Origin of the sequence: Clostridium estertheticum subsp. estertheticum (assembly GCF_001877035.1) — a bacterium.
Taxonomy (GTDB): domain Bacteria; phylum Bacillota; class Clostridia; order Clostridiales; family Clostridiaceae; genus Clostridium_AD; species Clostridium_AD estertheticum.
In genome coordinates this window covers 3,863,317-3,879,150 of the sequence record NZ_CP015756.1, presented here as the reverse complement: position 1 = coordinate 3,879,150, position 15,834 = coordinate 3,863,317, and the positions used below count along the sequence as shown (strand labels likewise).

Genomic DNA, 15,834 nt, shown 5'->3' with positions numbered 1-15,834 from the left:
ACGGATGTTTACAGGTTTAATCGAGGAAATTGGTAATATAAAATCTATAGCAAAGGGGAGTAAGTCTGGAAGAATTACTGTAAATGCTAAGGAAATTATGGGTGGCATGAAAATTGGTGATAGTGTTTGCACTAATGGAGTATGTCTTACCGTAACGGACATTAGCCAAAATAGCTTTAGTGTAGATGTAATGGCGGAGACTATGAGATGTAGTAATTTAGGAGGACTAAAACAAGGTTCACGTGTTAATTTAGAAAGGGCACTTAGGGCTAGTGATAGACTAGGTGGTCATATAGTAAGTGGTCATATTGATGGACTTGGAACCGTTGTAGATTTAACAATTGAGGAAAATGCCACATGGGTATCTGTGGAAACTTCTAGTGATATATTAAAGTATATTGTACATAAAGGGTCAATAGCAATTGATGGTATTAGTTTAACTGTTGCATATGTAGATGAAAATATTTTTAAAGTATCCATTATACCTCATACAAAGGGTGAAACTACTTTAGTAACTAAGAAGATAGGAGAAGTGGTTAACTTAGAAAGCGATATGATGGCAAAATATGTTGAGAAACTATTACAATATAGAGAAACACCAAAAGAGAAGAGTTCTATTGGTATGGATTTCCTTGAGAAAAATGGATTTTCATAAATTTTATTAGTATAGAGATAGTTGATATTACAGTATTGAAAATGATAGCAGCATTGAAAATGATAATAGCATCGCAGATGATAATGAATAAGGGGTGGAGAAATGTATAAATTTAGTACTATTGAAGAAGCATTAGAGGATATTAAAAATGGTAAAATGGTTGTTGTTGTAGATGATGAGGACAGAGAAAATGAAGGAGATATAATAATAGCTGCCGAGAAAGCTACTCAGGCAAATATAAATTTCATGGCAAGTTATGCACGTGGACTTATATGTATGCCTATAGTTAGAGAAAGGCTAGATAAATTAAATATAAATCCAATGGTTGCAAACAATACTGATGTACATGGAACTGCTTTTTCTGTGTCTATCGATGAAGTAACTGCAACTACAGGGATATCTGCCGCAGAAAGAGCATCTACTATATTAAAGGTAATTGACCCTAATGCAACTTCGAGAGATTTTAATAGTCCTGGTCATGTATTTCCTTTGGCATCTAAAGATGGTGGAGTACTAGAAAGAGGTGGTCATACAGAAGCCGCAGTGGACTTAGCAAGGCTTGCTGGGTTATATCCTGCAGGTGTAATTTGTGAAATAATGAATGAAGATGGATCAATGGCTAGGGTTCCACAGCTTATGGATTATGTAAAAATACATGATTTAAAGATAATTACAATAGTAGATTTAATTGCTTATAGAAGAAAAACTGAATGCCTTGTGGAAATGGTTACACAGGCAGATATGCCAACTAGATATGGACAATTTACTATATACGGATTTGTAAATAAGATAAATGGAGAACATCATGTAGCATTAGTTAAAGGTGATGTGAAAAAGAGTGATTCAGTACTTGTTAGGGTACATTCTGAATGTCTTACTGGCGATGCGCTTGGATCTATGAGATGTGATTGTGGAGAACAATATGATGCAGCAATGAAAGCTATCTCAAAAGAGGATTGTGGAATTATGCTTTACATGAGACAAGAGGGTCGTGGAATAGGATTAATTAATAAGCTTAAGGCATATAATCTTCAAGACAAAGGAATGGATACAGCAGAGGCAAATTTGGCTTTAGGGTTCCCTGTTGACATGAGAGATTATGGTATAGGTTCTCAAATATTAGAACTATTAGGTGCTACAAAGATAAGACTTATGACTAATAATCCTGATAAAATAACAGGCATTTCAGGTTACGGTATTAATATAGTTGAAAGAGTACCTATCGTTATGAATCATAATGAAAAAGATGAATTTTATTTACGAACTAAAAAAGAAAAAATGGGACATTTATATTAGTAGCTAAAAAACATAATGAAGTAATAATCAATAAATTAAAACATAATATATAAAATAATAAATTAATCGGAGGAATACAAATGAAAGTTTATGAAGGTCAATTAGTAGCACAAGGTTTAAAATTTGGAGTTATCGTAGCAAGATTTAATGAATTTATAGGTGGAAAATTATTATCAGGAGCACTAGACGGTTTAAAGAGACATGGCGCTTTAGAGGAAGAAATTGAAATTGCATGGGTACCTGGAGCTTTTGAAATTCCTCTAGTTGCAAAAAGAATGGCGAAGTCTGGTAAGTATGATGCTGTAATATGTTTAGGAGCAGTAATAAGGGGAGCAACATCTCATTATGAATATGTATCTGGTGAGGTTACTAAGGGAATTGCAAGTGTAACACTTGAGACAGGAGTTCCAGTTATTTTTGGTGTGCTTACTACTGAAAATATTGAGCAGGCTATTGAAAGAGCTGGTACTAAGGCAGGAAACAAAGGTTATGATGCTGCAGTGACTGCAATAGAAATGGCGAATTTATTAAAAGAGATATAAGGTAAAAGTATTAAATTTCTCCTATGACCTTGCAAACGAACTTGAAACTAGGAAATTTGGTTAAGTAATTCTAATCATTTACAAATATAATATTATCAACCTCTGGGTAGTTCTCTGGGGGGCGTAACAATTATTAATTGTTACGTGCTCACATTCGGCGTCCTGCCTCAGGTTCGCTAGCCTGGACCTCTGGGTAGTTCTCTGGGGGAAATAACAATTATTAATTGTTATCTGTCCTGGCAAGCTTACGATAATTTTATATATGCAAATGAAGAATTACTAAATCAAATTTTAATAGCTTCGGCGTCTTGTATTGCAAGTTCTTCGGAGAAATTACATACTGATATAAATACGATTTTAAATAGGCATCAAAAAGACACTTAGGGGTACATAACATTGTTATGTGCCCCTAAGTTGATTTGAAGTATCTGTATATACAATATACTACTTTAAATTTTGAAATTAGACTTAAATTATCTATTCCATTTTTCAAAATATATACATAAGATTCCATATGATGATATAATTTAACTAATAGGTATGGAGGTGCAACTTATGTTTAAAAAGAAATCTAATATAAACTTAGCTTTGATTCTAAGTTTATGCCTTAATTTTATGCTTATGTTTAATCTTGTTTTTGATAATAGACCTAAATCTGCAATGTTTTCTATTCTTTATGACTTAGTATGCCTCGTCATACTAGTAGCGGCAGTATTATCTTTTTATGTGCAGGTTAAAGAGGAAAAAAAGGATTAAGTAAGGTTACTGAAAAATATAAAATGGAGGGGGATACTGTTTTGAAAAAGAGGTATACACTTATTATAATTGGTGTTTGGTTAATTTTTTTACTTACTGCATGTGCGAAACAAGAGAGTAAACAAATGGTAACGCCATTTGAGAATATTCCAATGGCCTCAGCTAAAAGTATTGAATTTTCCAATTACACTATACGAAGTGAAAATAAAGAATTAGGTAGGACAAAAACAGTCACGAAAAAACAAGATATGGAAAGTATAGTGAAGTATATTAAAACTCTAAGTTGTACAAAAAGTACTCAAAAAGCAAATGGTGGCGATTATGATATTCGGTTAAGAGATGACAAGGGTAAATATATATATTCAATTCAAGTATCTAAAAATCAGCTTTGTTTGTATGAAAGGGGTACAGACACTACTATATCAATCTATGACTATAAAGACACAAAGCTTATTAATGAATTGGAAAGAGTATACAAGGATATAAATTATAAGGAAGTATTTATTATGAGAAAATAACTTATGAATTAAGAGAAGTCATTTAGCTTCTCTTAAAAATTGTAATATTAGGGCATTATAAGAAAAAAATTTATATGTGGATATGTTCTGGAAGCAGCCTATAAACCACATCTTTTCTTTCTACCATTATATTAATCTTTTCTTTTAACTCATTATTGTCTAGAATTTTTATTAGAAGTTCTTTGGTAGGGTTTACAGCTACAGGGTGACGAATTAAGTTTAACATTGTGAAATCTCCTGAAGTATCTCCATAAGCATAACTTTTATTCAAATCAATATTATACTTATCCACAAAGTATTCTATTGAAGCTTTTTTACTAACGCTGTCCCACATAGGAACAATGCCACCAGTATACATATTATGTTCGTTTAATTCATATTTTGTTCCCACGTAATCATCAAATCCATATTTTATAGACATTTCACGTACGAGCTCGATGGGACTACCTGATATGGTGATAATTATATGGCCTTGACTCTTATGCCACTTAATTCTATCACGGGTATAGGTATAAACCCTGTCTCCTTTTTGTTTTATAATTTGACTAGCGATAAACTCGATTTGAGACCTATGAAGTCCAATTATAGCTTCTGTATAAATATCAGCCATTTTAAGTAGGTAATTATCATAATTTCCTATTCGTTTATCCCATTTAATATAATAGGGTTTTACTTCTTTGTACCATTTATCATTTTCTATTAGTTCGCTTTTAATTAATTTTTTGAATACCTCTGTCATTAAACTTTCCCTATAAAGGGTGCCATCAATATCAAAAAAAGCAGCTATTTTTTTTCCCAAAGGGATCACCTCCAACATCAGTATAATTAAATATAGTAATTATGTTACAAGAATGTCTATAATTTTCTATTTCAAAGATATTATTCTTTTTTCAGTTATTATGAAATTGAGTGGCACATCATACTCATCAATTGGAACTTTATCAATTATTTGATAGTCATAAGCTATACCAATAGTAATCGTGTTTTTTGCTTTCATAGATAGAAATCTATCATAATAGCCAGCACCGAAACCAATTCTATTGCAATCTTCGTCAAATACTACACCAGGAACTATTATTAAATCTATATTTTCAATATTTGCCTTCATTAATATATCACATTTTGGCTCCATAACACCAAAGGTAGATTTAGTAAGATCAGTTGTAAGGTTATTTATTATAAAAGGTACTATTTTATGACTGGATTTTATGCAATATGGTGCAATCACCGTTTTATTATTGTTAAGGCACCAGGTAGCCAGTTTGTATGTATCCACCTCATTATTAAAACTTATGTACAACATTATGTTTTTACAATTTATAAATTGAGGTAGTTCCATAATTTTGTTCATAATTTTTAGACTAAAAGCGGATACATTATGATCAGGCATATTCTTTCTTATATTAAGCATGTTTATTCTTAAATTATTCTTAAGGTTATTTTCCATAAGTACCTCCCATAAATTAGTACATTATATATAGAAAACTTGTACTTCAAAAGTACTTAAATACTGTAAATTTTAAATTAGTATAACACATGTTTTTTATATATGCAATTTATAACATATTAAGGCGTTAAAAGGAGTATATTTTATAAAGGTCTCAATATTAATACATTAAAAGTTATAAATTGGGAAGTTTATAACTATAATACTTAGTGTATAAAGATATATAAGGAGGAATATTAATGGATTATTCAAAGCTAGAAGAGGTTATTGGAATAGGTTATGTTTGCGATGTGTCTAGTGCAAAAAAAGGAATTATTGATTTTCTTTCTGGTGAGGACACATATAGAGACTCTATATCAAAAGATAGATTTAATTCTTATAAAAAGGGGCGTGAAATAGCAGTAGAAATTGAAAATATTTTAAATGAAAATCAAAGGGATAATTAGGTCTAAATGAAAAAAATAGTACGAATTATTATGTCTTTATAATTATCAAAAAAAAACGTTGGAACTTTGTTTCAGCGTTTTTAAGTTTAGTTTATATCATATATAATTCAAAAAATAGAGAGAGATTATTTGAATTATATATATGGTATAATATATTTAAAGACAAGTTTGAGGCGGTGAGTTAACATAAAAAAATTACATAAAATTAGTTGTTTACTTCTACTATTAATTATTCCAACATTCTTAATATCTTGTGAAACAAATGATGAACCAGTTGAAAAAGAAACATATATGATGGGGACAATTATGAACTTTAAGATATATGGTAAAAATGCGGGAACAGCAACAGCGTTGGTTTTAAAAAGAATAAGTAATATAGAAAGTAAAATGTCTGTTAACATTAAAACTTCTGAAATTTCTAAATTAAATGCGAAAGCTGGAATTTCAGGACAAAAACTTAGTGAAGACACATATTCGGTAATAGAAAAATCAGTTCAATATAGTAAATTAACTGGTGGTGCTCTTGATGCAACAATAGAGCCAATTGTAGGGCTTTGGGGTATAGGAACAGATAAGGAGAGACTACCTTCAAAAACTGAAATTGATGATAAATTAAAGTTAGTTAATTATAAAGATATTGTTTTAGATAAGAAAAATTCAACAGTTAAGTTAAAACGAACAAATCAAGCGATAGACCTCGGTGCTATAGCAAAGGGATATACTGCTGATGAGGTTAAAAAGGTTTTATTAAATAATAAAATTAGTAGTGCTATCATAAATTTAGGTGGTAATGTTTATGCTATAGGAAAAAACGCCAAAGGGAAAGATTGGAATGTGGGAATACAAAATCCATTAAGTACACGTGGTGAATACTTGGGAACGATTAGTGTTACTGATAAATCAATAGTTACATCAGGCAACTATGAAAGATTTTTTATAAAGGATGGCATAAGGTATCATCACATATTTGATCCAAAGACTGGATATCCAGCTCAGCAAAGTCTTATAAGTACAACTATAGTATCAGATAAGTCAGTAGATGGAGATGCGCTGTCTACAAGTACTTATATCATGGGGCTCGATAAAGGTCTTAAATTGGTAGAGTCTATTAAAGGTGTAGAGGCTATTTTTGTAACAAAGGATAAAAAAGTATACGTTACTCCAGGACTTAAAGACAATTTTAAATTAACAAGCAAGGGGTTTACTTATGAAAAAGGGCGATAAGATAGTTGGAATAGTACTTTTAATTATTGTGTTAATAACAACAGGTGCTACTTTAATATACAAAAACTCAATTAAAGGTTCGGAAAATATTGCAGTTATTAAGCGTGCAGGCTCGGTAATTAAAACTATTGATTTAAGTAAGGTAGTAGAGCCACAAGAATTTACTTTAAAAACGGATAATGGTCATTATAATGTTATAGCGGTTAAACATAATAGTATTAGTGTAAAAGATGCTGATTGTCCTCATAAGGAATGTGTTAAAAGTGGATGGATTTCAAAGCCAGGTGAGATAATTGTATGCTTGCCTTATAAACTTATAATTAATATTCAGGCAGAAAAAAATGATGGCATAGATGGTGGGACATTTTAAAATTAAAAAGATGTAGGTGTAAATATGACAAAAACTAAAAGAATGGTTTTGCTTAGTACATTAGTTGCAATAGCTTTAGTTATTTATTTAATAGAAGCCCAGATACCGGTTCTATTCCCAGGTATAAAATTAGGTCTTGCTAATTCAATATCCTTAGTTGCATTGATTTTACTTGGATGGAGAGAGGCATTTCTAATAATGTTTTTAAGAACCTTATTAGGTTCTATATTTGGAGGAGGTATGCCAGCATTTATGTTTAGTCTTGCTGGAGGAATACTTAGTAATATAATAATGATACTACTTTATAAGTATCTAAAAAAATACATAAGTATACCTACAATTAGTGTTTGTGGGGCTGTATTTCATAATATAGGCCAGTTATTAGTAGCGGGATTTATAATTAATGACTTAAGAATATATGTGTATTTACCAGTGTTATTAATTGCAGCGATTGTTACAGGATACTTTATTGGGATTTTATCTAGTGTATTAATAAGTAGATTAGAAAAAATATTGCCCCGTTTATAAATGTTGTTAAAGTAAATATAACTATAAAAAATAAAAAAGGTTCAAAATAGAACCTTTTTTATCGTATATTAATACTATATTATTTTTAATTCTAACATATTTTAGCGTGTATTTTTGTGTCGAGCACATAGAATATGTATTTTATTTGAATAAAGGTTGTCTTTTTCATGAAGCATAAATTCTTGCTTATTTTTTTAAAATCTTATTTTTATAGTATAATAACTTATTAAAAGAAAGTATCTTAAACATAAACAATATGGAAATATACACTAAATATATAACAATTTTATAAGTTATATTTATAAATATATTACCAAAATCTATTGTGCTTATAACATACGCACCCAAACATACTGCCATGTTCATAATAATAGTTTCCCAATGCCATTTTATATAATAACATTTTTGTGCAACAATATATGTGGCTATAGAAGAAAATAAATAAGCTATTAGTGTTGTAAATGCGGCTGCGTACATCCCATACTTGGGGACTAATATGAGGTTAAGTACTACGTTAATAATTGCTGATATAGCTGTTACCGTTGCTAGAAAATTAGTCTTCTTTGTATAAAAAATACTGTTTACGCTCATATAGTAATATCCATGTACAATTGATACTACTGCAATTAGAGGGACTATTTTATATGCTACGATATAAATATTACTGTGAGCAAATATTAAAATTGCTTCTTTCGCAAATATAGCTAGTCCTAAACCTAATGAAAGTATTAAGACTGAATAATATTTTAATATATCCTCAAATATTGTTCTAGCATTATTTTTATCATCAGCTATAGTCTTAAAGAAGAACGGTACATATGCTTTGTTTATTGCTCCAACTAAGAAATCCAATATTGAGCCTATTTGATATGCTAATGAATAAATAGCCACCTCTGAAAGTCCTTTGTATTGTTGGAGAAACCACCTATCTGAAGCATTAATAATCCATCCACCAATAGCATGCGGAATGAGAGGAATACCATACTTTAAGCTTTCTTTTAAAATAGGTAAAGAAAATTTAAAACTTAGATCTTTAAATGTTACTACTAAATATACAAGCGCAAACACAAAATTACACCATATATACCCGTTTAAATTTCCTGCTGCTCCTTGTTTTAAGAAAACAATAAAATAAATACAAAAACCCACATTTAAAAGTGTCATTAGTATGTTAAAAACACCAAATCTAATTGCCTGTTCTTTCATCCTAAAAAGAGTTAACGGCATTATAGTAAAAGTAGAAAAAAAACAATTTACAATCATTAATTTAAAAAATGGGTTATATGGTATATCCTTGAATATTAAATTGCTAAGTCCTCGTCCAAATAGAATTAGACCAACACTTAATATCAAAGTATACGCAAATAAAAATATCCATAAAGTACTAATAAGTACCTTTCTCTTTTCCTCATCTTTATCGCTATAATAAAATCTATTTAGCGCTCCATTTAATCCTAATAAATATAATGTGGAAAATATAGATGTAATAGGCATTATTGAATCTACTATTCCCTTTTGGTCCGCACTTAAGTAATTCACATTTGTATATATTGAAATCATAAACACTGAGATTAATCTTGGTAATAAATCTCCGATAGTATATATTGCAGAATTTTTAATAAATTTACCTTTACTATTCATATTTTCTCCTGTTTGTTATAATTTATAGAAACTAAATTCAATTATTTATAATATCACTTAGTCTACGAAACACTTTATTATATACTTGTTACCTCCCAAAATTAAATTATAATATTTATGAGCCGTTCTAAGTTGTAACAGCTCACTTAGGCAGTTTAACAAATAATTACTTTATTTACAATAGGTTAATACATAATTGTATTTTTATAACTTTTTCCAAGTCAACTAGTGCATTAGGTATATTATTTCCCATACAGTATATTTGATTGAAAAATCTTGAGCTTAATATGGTATAATTATTATTGATGAATAAACTATATTTGCAAGGAAATGCATATTGAAAAGGTTAGGTGAATATGGAAAAGAATAGTTTGAATAACTTAGAGATTAATAGCGTAAATTTAGAGATTAATGAAGATATAATAAGTAGTTTAAAAACAGAAATATATAAAAGGAATGGGTTTAAATATAATTCTAATGTTGTTACTGTGCCTAATTACTTTTATAGGTTTATTGGTATAAAAAATAGTGAGAAAGAGTATTATGAAAATTTATATAGGTTAGATAAAGAATTAAGGAAGGTTGGTCCATCTTACATTAGATTTAGTGAAGGGCTTAATAAGGACATTAGTATAAGATTACAAAATGTATTAAATGATATCTGGATAAAGGTATTTTCGGCGGAAGTTATAGATGTTTCTTTAATTATAAATTTAATAAGTGATAATGGATTTTTCCCTCAGATTGAGAGCAAAGTTTTGCTCAGGCAAATTGAGAATAATTTGAAGGGTCTTATAGAATATTATATTAAGAGTAATGAGTTAATTAATAATGATGATATTAAATTAATTGTAAATTATAATATGCATTGGTTGTATACTTATTCTAAAGAATTATTCGAAAAATTTGATTATACTAGGATTAATCCTAAGATAATTTTTTATGGTGATATTTCAAAAGCAGAGGTATTTTATTTGATATTATTATCAACACTCGGTTGTGATATTTTATATTTTAATCCTGAAAATTCTGGGACATTTAAAGAAATCGATAAATTCAATTCCTTTTCTAGGGAGATTGTCTATAATGTAAAGGCCGAGATAAAACCTTTCCCAAGTAATATGGATGATAGGATTAAAACTACTGCATTTAGTGCGAAGGAGGAGCTTGATAAGACTTTATATACAGATGATTGTGGGTTTTACAGACCTTGGCAGTTTGCAGATTATAATGTTGAGGCAGTTACCCTTAATACTACCTATGAGGAAATATATATATGGATTAAGGAAAAAGCAAACTTAAGGGAAGGATTTAATGTTAAAGGATCAACTGTGGTTATACCAAATATTTTCTCTAAAATTTGTGGTATACATGAAAACATTGATATCTATTGGAAAGAGATTAACGGGGTAATAACCCAGAAGTTTACTAAATTCTATAATGAATTACCTATAATGGATGTTGTACATTTAGAATATGGAAAGTTTGATCAAGTATATCCCGATAATGTTTTTTCAAAGTTTAATACTACGGAAATGATTAATTCATCTTGGTGGAAATATAAAGATCTTAGGTCTGGACTTCAGAGGAATATGGCAGAAAAAATTAAAGATTTGTGCCTTAATCCTATAATAAAAAATGTTGAACATGAAGACTTAAGGGATTTACAAGTGGATATTTTTTCAGTATTAATAAATTTAGATAAGAAAATTTTAGAACTCTTGCAATCATTCGATTACCCAGAAGAGGTTCCAAAGATTGTGATTTATAATAATGAAGAAAATGGAAAATTATCTTTTGAAGATTGTATTATGCTTTCTTTTATGGATTCCATGGGGGTAGATATTATTATTTATAACCCTTCAGGATATAATGACATAGAAAATTTTATTGATCCTGAGCAGTATGACATTCATAGACTTGAGAATATTAGTTTTAAGTTACATTTTAAAAAAAATAGTGATAAGAAAAAAGGATTTTTTAAAAATTTATTTAATTCTTAGTGAATATATATAATCAGTTAATTTTAAAAATATATAAGGTGTAAAATAAGTCCCAATATATAAGAGGAGTGAAATTATGGAAAAAGTCGATCAAGTACTTACAATAGAAGATGAGAGCATTGAAAATGATTTAATAGAGAAAAGGGCCACAAGCATAATGCAGCAGCTTAAAACATCACCAGAAGTTATTCAAATTGCATCTAAAATAAATATTAAAGATGCAAATGCTGTATTAGAATTTGGTAATGAACCAGCACTACAAATATCAAAATTTGCAGATCAAATATTAAATTCTATCAAAACCAATAGCATTGAAAACTCGGGTGTTATGATAAAAGAACTTACAAGTATAATGAAAAAGTTTGATAAGCAAGATTTTGAGGAAGAAAAAACTGGATTTTTTGCTAAGATATTTAGTAAACCAAGTCAGGCAATTGACAAAATGATGGGAAAATATAAAACCATTGGTGGAGAGATAGACAAGATTTATACGCAGCTTAGTGTATATAAGAGGGAAATAAATAGCTCTAACTTATTACTTGAAAACTTGTATAATCAAAACTTTGACTATTATGGAGAATTAGAAAAATACATCACTGCAGGTAATATGGTCGCTGAGAAATATGAGAGCGAGGATATTCCAAAGCTTGAATCACTAGCTGCGGGTGGGGAACAAATAAATGTGATAAATTATCAAAATGCTAAAGAAACTGTTGAAATGTTAAAACAGAGGATATATGATTTGGAAATGGCTAAGATGGTATCACTACAGACGGCGCCTCAAATTAAAATGATTCAAAGGGGAAATTATAAATTGATATCTAAAGTACATTCTGCTTTTATAATAACTATCCCTGTATTTAAAAATGGAATAATTCAAGCTATTGCTCTAAAAAAGCAAAGGTTAGTATCAGATTCATTAGCAGAGCTTGATAGAACTACCAATGAATTATTAATGAAAAATGCTGAAAATATAAGAATGCAAAGTGTTGATATAGCAAAACTTGCAGGAGGAACAAGCGTAAAAATTGAAACACTCGAGAAAACTTGGAATACTATTATGCAGGGTATTGAGGAAACAAAGAGCATTGAAGATGAAAATAAAAAATTAAGAGAAGTTGGAATAGTAAAAATACATGAGATGACAGAAAAAATAAAACAGAAATCCTTAAGTTAATGATGAAGGATATAAGAAAGTAGAATAAACAAAACGAAAAAATTGAAGGTGATTATGTGGATTTATTTGAATTACAAGCGGAAAAGAACTTATTAAAAGAAGCACCACTTGCAGAAAGATTAAAACCAGGTAAATTAGAAGATTATGTTGGTCAAGAGCATATTTTAGGAAAGGGAAAACTTTTATGGAGAGCTATAAAAGCTGATAAAGTAACCTCTTTACTACTTTATGGACCACCAGGTACTGGCAAAACTAGTTTAGCTAAGGTTATTGCGAATTCTACAAAATCTAATTTTGTTAGACTTAATGCAGTAACAGACGGATTAAAGGAATTAAGAGAAGTGGTAACTCAGGCTAAGAATAATTTAGGAATGTACAACGTTAAGACAATATTATTTATAGATGAGATTCATAGATTTAATAAAGCCCAACAGGATGCGTTATTGCCCTTCGTTGAGAAGGGTACATTAATTTTAATTGGAGCGACCACAGAGAATCCATACTATGAAGTTAATAATGCATTAATATCTAGGTCTATGTTGTTTAAATTAGAACCATTAAATGAAGATAATGTTAAATGTATTATTTCAAGGGCGCTTGTTGATAAAGTAGCTGGCTTCGGGAATACTAATATTTGTTTGAAAGAAGATGCAAAAAATTATATTGCTAGCATGGCAAATGGGGATGCAAGACGTGCGCTTAATGCCCTGGAATTATCGGTACTAACAACAGATAGAGATATTGATGGGATAATAAACATAACCCTTGATGTTGCAGAGGAATGTTTACAAAAGAAGCATATACAGTATGATAAGAATAGAGATGAACATTACGATGTAATATCTGCTTTCATTAAAAGTATGAGAGGTTCTGATCCTGATGCTGCCGTGCATTATCTTGCTAGAATGATATATGCAGGTGAAGATCCTAAATTTATTGCAAGGAGAATCGTAATAGCTGCATCTGAGGATGTGGGGAATGCAGATCCTATTGCTATGGTTGTTGCAAATAACGCAGCGCAGGCAGTTCAGTTTGTTGGAATGCCAGAAGCAAGAATAATACTTGCACAAGCTGCAATTTATGTAGCATCAGCGCCAAAGAGTAATGCTTCTTACATGGCTATTAACAATGCGCTTAAAGATATAGGAGAAAAAAATATAGGAAGTATTCCTTCTTATTTAAGGGACCAAAACTATAAAGGTGCAAAGAAGCTGGGGGCTGGAGTAGGATATTTGTATCCACATTCCTATGAAGGAAATTATGTGAAGCAGCAATATTTGCCTGATGATCTACTTGAGGCCTGCTATTATAAGCCTTCTGAAAATGGATATGAGAAAAAAATTAAAGATCGGCTTATTATGTTGAAAGATAAATAAAAATAAAGTAGGTAATATAAACGATATTTATATTACCTACTTTATTTTTGTTACTTCATATTAATAAATTTTTCTATATCTAACTCAATAAGTTTTAGAGAACTTCTCCAAAATTCAATGGAATGAAGATCTATATTCATTATTTTTGCCACATCTACTAAATTGTTTTTCCCAGTAGCTGAAAGTAAAGCATTGTAATCACGAATAAATGAGTCTCCTGTTTTTAGATATTTTGCATATAAACCTTTTGAGAACAATAAGCCAAAGGCATAAGGAAAGTTGTAGAAATTACTGGAAGCATCGTAATAGTGAGGTTTACATACCCACATATATGGATGTAAAAAGTTTTCATCAAGACTCGAGCCATAAGCATCCTTTTGAGCTTTTAACATAATTTCTTTTAATTCATTTACAGAGAGTGAACCATTCGCGCGGCGTTTAAAAAGTTCGGTTTCAAATAGGTAACGACTTAAAATATCTACAATAACTTGAGCACTACTAGATATATCATTTTCAAGTATTACAAAGGATTCTTCACTCGTGGCAGTAGCTATTGCTGCATTACTTATAAGTGTTTCACAAAAAATTGAGGCAGTTTCTGCAATAGGCATAGGATAATCACTGTTTAATGCAGATTCTTTAGATAAACATAAACCATGATACCCGTGACCTAGTTCATGTGCAAGAGTTGATACGTCATTAAAACTTCCAGTGAAGTTAGACAAAATTCTGCTCTCTTTAATGCTATGCAAGTTTTCACAAAATGCACCACCTACTTTACCTTCCTTTGGAGCAGAGTCAATCCAGTTATGCTCAAAGGCATTATCAGCATAATTCGCCAGCTTATCGCTAAAGGCTCTAAAGTTTTTAACTATGAACACTCTTGCCTCGTCTAAGGTAAAGTGCATATTGACGTTTCCTAACGGTGCAAATAATTCATAAAAAGGAAGACCACTCGAATGTCCTAATAGTTCCGCTTTCTTTTTAAAATACTTTTGAAAAGAAGGAAGGCTTTCCATCATAACGCTTAGCATAACGTCTAAGGTTTCCTTATCCATTCTAGAATCTTCAAGTGTATTTTGCAGAACTGATTCATATCCACGAGCATAACTTAATGTAATAACTTCACCTTTGATGGAATTTAAGGCGGAAGCAGAGGATTCTGCTATTTTATCATAAGACTTAAGTTCTGATTCATAGGCATTTTTGCGTATATTCTTATCTTTGTCATAGGCCATATTTCTAACTATAGATAGCGGAAGTTTTTTATCTTCACCATTTATAGTAATATCAACTAGCAGATTTGAGGATAACACGTTTTGAAGTTTAGAACAGGCATCTGATCCACTATTTTTCATTTTAGCTATGAGTTCTTCCTCGGTATCACTAAGCAAAAACTTTGCGTTTTTAGCTAATTCTTTTAAATAATAACTATGTGATTTTAAAAGAGGGGAATCTTCAATTATAGAATTTAAATCTTCTATTGAATTTAACCATTTTGAAAATATAGTAGAAGGTCTAGCTAGCTCCGACAGTTTAAAAGCTATTTTTTCTGATATCTTGCTTGCAACCTCATTTTTTGTATCTACACTTGTGGATAACTCTGCATAATTATATAGTTTATTAACAAGATCATTAAATTTATTTTCGAAATCAATATAAGATTCTATTTTTTCTTTAGGATTATTTGAAGTTTTACAATTCTCTAGTGTCCATTCTTTTATATATTCTATGGAATTTTCAAAAGAAATCATATCATCTTTAAATTCTTTGCTCTCAAAGGACGTGTAAAGCTCGTTTAAACTCCATATCATATCAATTCCTCCGTTTACATAATTTTGTATAAAAAAAAAGC

General features: G+C 30.1%; 16 protein-coding genes. 12 read left to right on the top strand and 4 right to left on the bottom strand.

Features of this window, described 5'->3' with window-relative positions:
- The first annotated feature begins 4 nt into the window (after window positions 1-4).
- From A7L45_RS18175 to A7L45_RS18155, 5 genes are all read left to right on the top strand, one after another.
- Entirely contained in the window at window positions 5-655 is a 651-nt protein-coding gene (locus tag A7L45_RS18175; RefSeq protein WP_071614094.1) for a riboflavin synthase, read from the top strand.
- Between the two features lie 102 nt (window positions 656-757).
- Window positions 758-1,951: a bifunctional 3,4-dihydroxy-2-butanone-4-phosphate synthase/GTP cyclohydrolase II gene (locus tag A7L45_RS18170; protein WP_071614093.1), complete on the top strand. Its 1,194-nt coding sequence runs from the start codon at window positions 758-760 to the stop codon at window positions 1,949-1,951.
- 80 nt (window positions 1,952-2,031) lie between these two features.
- Complete coding sequence (gene ribH, locus A7L45_RS18165; RefSeq protein ID WP_071614092.1) at window positions 2,032-2,493, top strand: 6,7-dimethyl-8-ribityllumazine synthase; 462 nt, start codon at window positions 2,032-2,034, stop codon at window positions 2,491-2,493.
- A gap of 555 nt (window positions 2,494-3,048) precedes the next feature.
- Complete coding sequence (locus tag A7L45_RS18160) at window positions 3,049-3,249, top strand: hypothetical protein (RefSeq protein WP_071614091.1); 201 nt, start codon at window positions 3,049-3,051, stop codon at window positions 3,247-3,249.
- A gap of 41 nt (window positions 3,250-3,290) precedes the next feature.
- On the top strand, window positions 3,291-3,767 hold the full coding sequence (locus tag A7L45_RS18155) for a hypothetical protein (protein ID WP_071614090.1): 477 nt from the start codon (window positions 3,291-3,293) through the stop codon (window positions 3,765-3,767).
- A gap of 70 nt (window positions 3,768-3,837) precedes the next feature.
- Here the strand turns inward: A7L45_RS18155 and A7L45_RS18150 are convergent, their stop codons facing one another.
- Window positions 3,838-4,566 (bottom strand): HAD-IB family hydrolase, encoded by a 729-nt coding sequence (locus A7L45_RS18150; protein WP_373687597.1) that lies wholly within the window; start codon window positions 4,564-4,566, stop codon window positions 3,838-3,840.
- 66 nt (window positions 4,567-4,632) lie between these two features.
- On the bottom strand, window positions 4,633-5,214 hold the full coding sequence (locus A7L45_RS18145; RefSeq protein WP_071614088.1) for a 5-formyltetrahydrofolate cyclo-ligase: 582 nt from the start codon (window positions 5,212-5,214) through the stop codon (window positions 4,633-4,635).
- 239 nt (window positions 5,215-5,453) lie between these two features.
- Here A7L45_RS18145 and A7L45_RS18140 point away from each other — a divergent pair, with 239 nt between their 5' ends.
- The 4 genes from A7L45_RS18140 (at window position 5,454) to A7L45_RS18125 (ending at window position 7,782) form a co-directional block, all read left to right on the top strand.
- Window positions 5,454-5,660 carry a hypothetical protein gene (locus A7L45_RS18140; RefSeq protein WP_071614087.1) on the top strand — a complete coding sequence of 69 codons (207 nt, stop codon included), beginning with the start codon at window positions 5,454-5,456 and terminating at the stop codon, window positions 5,658-5,660.
- Window positions 5,661-5,966: 306 nt separating this feature from the next.
- Window positions 5,967-6,884: an FAD:protein FMN transferase gene (locus A7L45_RS18135; RefSeq protein ID WP_224616870.1), complete on the top strand. Its 918-nt coding sequence runs from the start codon at window positions 5,967-5,969 to the stop codon at window positions 6,882-6,884.
- Window positions 6,868-7,254, top strand: a complete 387-nt coding sequence (locus A7L45_RS18130) for a NusG domain II-containing protein (RefSeq protein WP_071614085.1) — start codon at window positions 6,868-6,870, stop codon at window positions 7,252-7,254. Before A7L45_RS18135 ends, A7L45_RS18130 begins: the two co-directional genes overlap by 17 nt.
- A 24-nt stretch (window positions 7,255-7,278) precedes the next feature.
- Complete coding sequence (locus A7L45_RS18125; protein ID WP_071614084.1) at window positions 7,279-7,782, top strand: Gx transporter family protein; 504 nt, start codon at window positions 7,279-7,281, stop codon at window positions 7,780-7,782.
- Between the two features lie 186 nt (window positions 7,783-7,968).
- On the opposite strand, the gene A7L45_RS18120 is transcribed toward A7L45_RS18125, so the two are convergent.
- Window positions 7,969-9,423: an oligosaccharide flippase family protein gene (locus A7L45_RS18120; RefSeq protein ID WP_071614083.1), complete on the bottom strand. Its 1,455-nt coding sequence runs from the start codon at window positions 9,421-9,423 to the stop codon at window positions 7,969-7,971.
- A gap of 356 nt (window positions 9,424-9,779) precedes the next feature.
- Here A7L45_RS18120 and A7L45_RS18115 point away from each other — a divergent pair, with 356 nt between their 5' ends.
- From A7L45_RS18115 to A7L45_RS18105, 3 genes are all read left to right on the top strand, one after another.
- Window positions 9,780-11,426 (top strand): YceG family protein, encoded by a 1,647-nt coding sequence (locus tag A7L45_RS18115; RefSeq protein ID WP_071614082.1) that lies wholly within the window; start codon window positions 9,780-9,782, stop codon window positions 11,424-11,426.
- A gap of 76 nt (window positions 11,427-11,502) precedes the next feature.
- A complete protein-coding gene (locus tag A7L45_RS18110; RefSeq protein ID WP_071614081.1) occupies window positions 11,503-12,603 on the top strand; it encodes a toxic anion resistance protein in 1,101 nt (366 codons plus the stop codon).
- Between the two features lie 56 nt (window positions 12,604-12,659).
- Window positions 12,660-13,979 carry a replication-associated recombination protein A gene (locus tag A7L45_RS18105; RefSeq protein ID WP_071614080.1) on the top strand — a complete coding sequence of 440 codons (1,320 nt, stop codon included), beginning with the start codon at window positions 12,660-12,662 and terminating at the stop codon, window positions 13,977-13,979.
- Window positions 13,980-14,029: 50 nt separating this feature from the next.
- Here A7L45_RS18105 and A7L45_RS18100 read toward each other — a convergent pair whose 3' ends face one another.
- Window positions 14,030-15,793, bottom strand: coding sequence for a M3 family oligoendopeptidase (locus tag A7L45_RS18100; RefSeq protein ID WP_224616872.1), 1,764 nt, complete (start codon window positions 15,791-15,793; stop codon window positions 14,030-14,032).
- Window positions 15,794-15,834: the final 41 nt, after the last annotated feature.

Bases quoted from the DNA above. Each gene is read 5' to 3' on its own strand.
- A7L45_RS18140 (WP_071614087.1), top strand. From the start codon at position 5,454: ATGGATTATTCAAAGCTAGAAGAGGTTATTGGAATAGGTTATGTTTGC.
- A7L45_RS18115 (WP_071614082.1), top strand. From the start codon at position 9,780: ATGGAAAAGAATAGTTTGAATAACTTAGAGATTAATAGCGTAAATTTA.
- A7L45_RS18100 (WP_224616872.1), bottom strand. From the start codon at position 15,793: ATGATATGGAGTTTAAACGAGCTTTACACGTCCTTTGAGAGCAAAGAA.
- ribH (WP_071614092.1), top strand. From the start codon at position 2,032: ATGAAAGTTTATGAAGGTCAATTAGTAGCACAAGGTTTAAAATTTGGA.
- A7L45_RS18135 (WP_224616870.1), top strand. From the start codon at position 5,967: ATGAACTTTAAGATATATGGTAAAAATGCGGGAACAGCAACAGCGTTG.
- A7L45_RS18145 (WP_071614088.1), bottom strand. From the start codon at position 5,214: ATGGAAAATAACCTTAAGAATAATTTAAGAATAAACATGCTTAATATA.
- A7L45_RS18175 (WP_071614094.1), top strand. From the start codon at position 5: ATGTTTACAGGTTTAATCGAGGAAATTGGTAATATAAAATCTATAGCA.
- A7L45_RS18110 (WP_071614081.1), top strand. From the start codon at position 11,503: ATGGAAAAAGTCGATCAAGTACTTACAATAGAAGATGAGAGCATTGAA.
- A7L45_RS18125 (WP_071614084.1), top strand. From the start codon at position 7,279: ATGACAAAAACTAAAAGAATGGTTTTGCTTAGTACATTAGTTGCAATA.
- A7L45_RS18130 (WP_071614085.1), top strand. From the start codon at position 6,868: ATGAAAAAGGGCGATAAGATAGTTGGAATAGTACTTTTAATTATTGTG.
- A7L45_RS18160 (WP_071614091.1), top strand. From the start codon at position 3,049: ATGTTTAAAAAGAAATCTAATATAAACTTAGCTTTGATTCTAAGTTTA.
- A7L45_RS18120 (WP_071614083.1), bottom strand. From the start codon at position 9,423: ATGAATAGTAAAGGTAAATTTATTAAAAATTCTGCAATATATACTATC.
- A7L45_RS18170 (WP_071614093.1), top strand. From the start codon at position 758: ATGTATAAATTTAGTACTATTGAAGAAGCATTAGAGGATATTAAAAAT.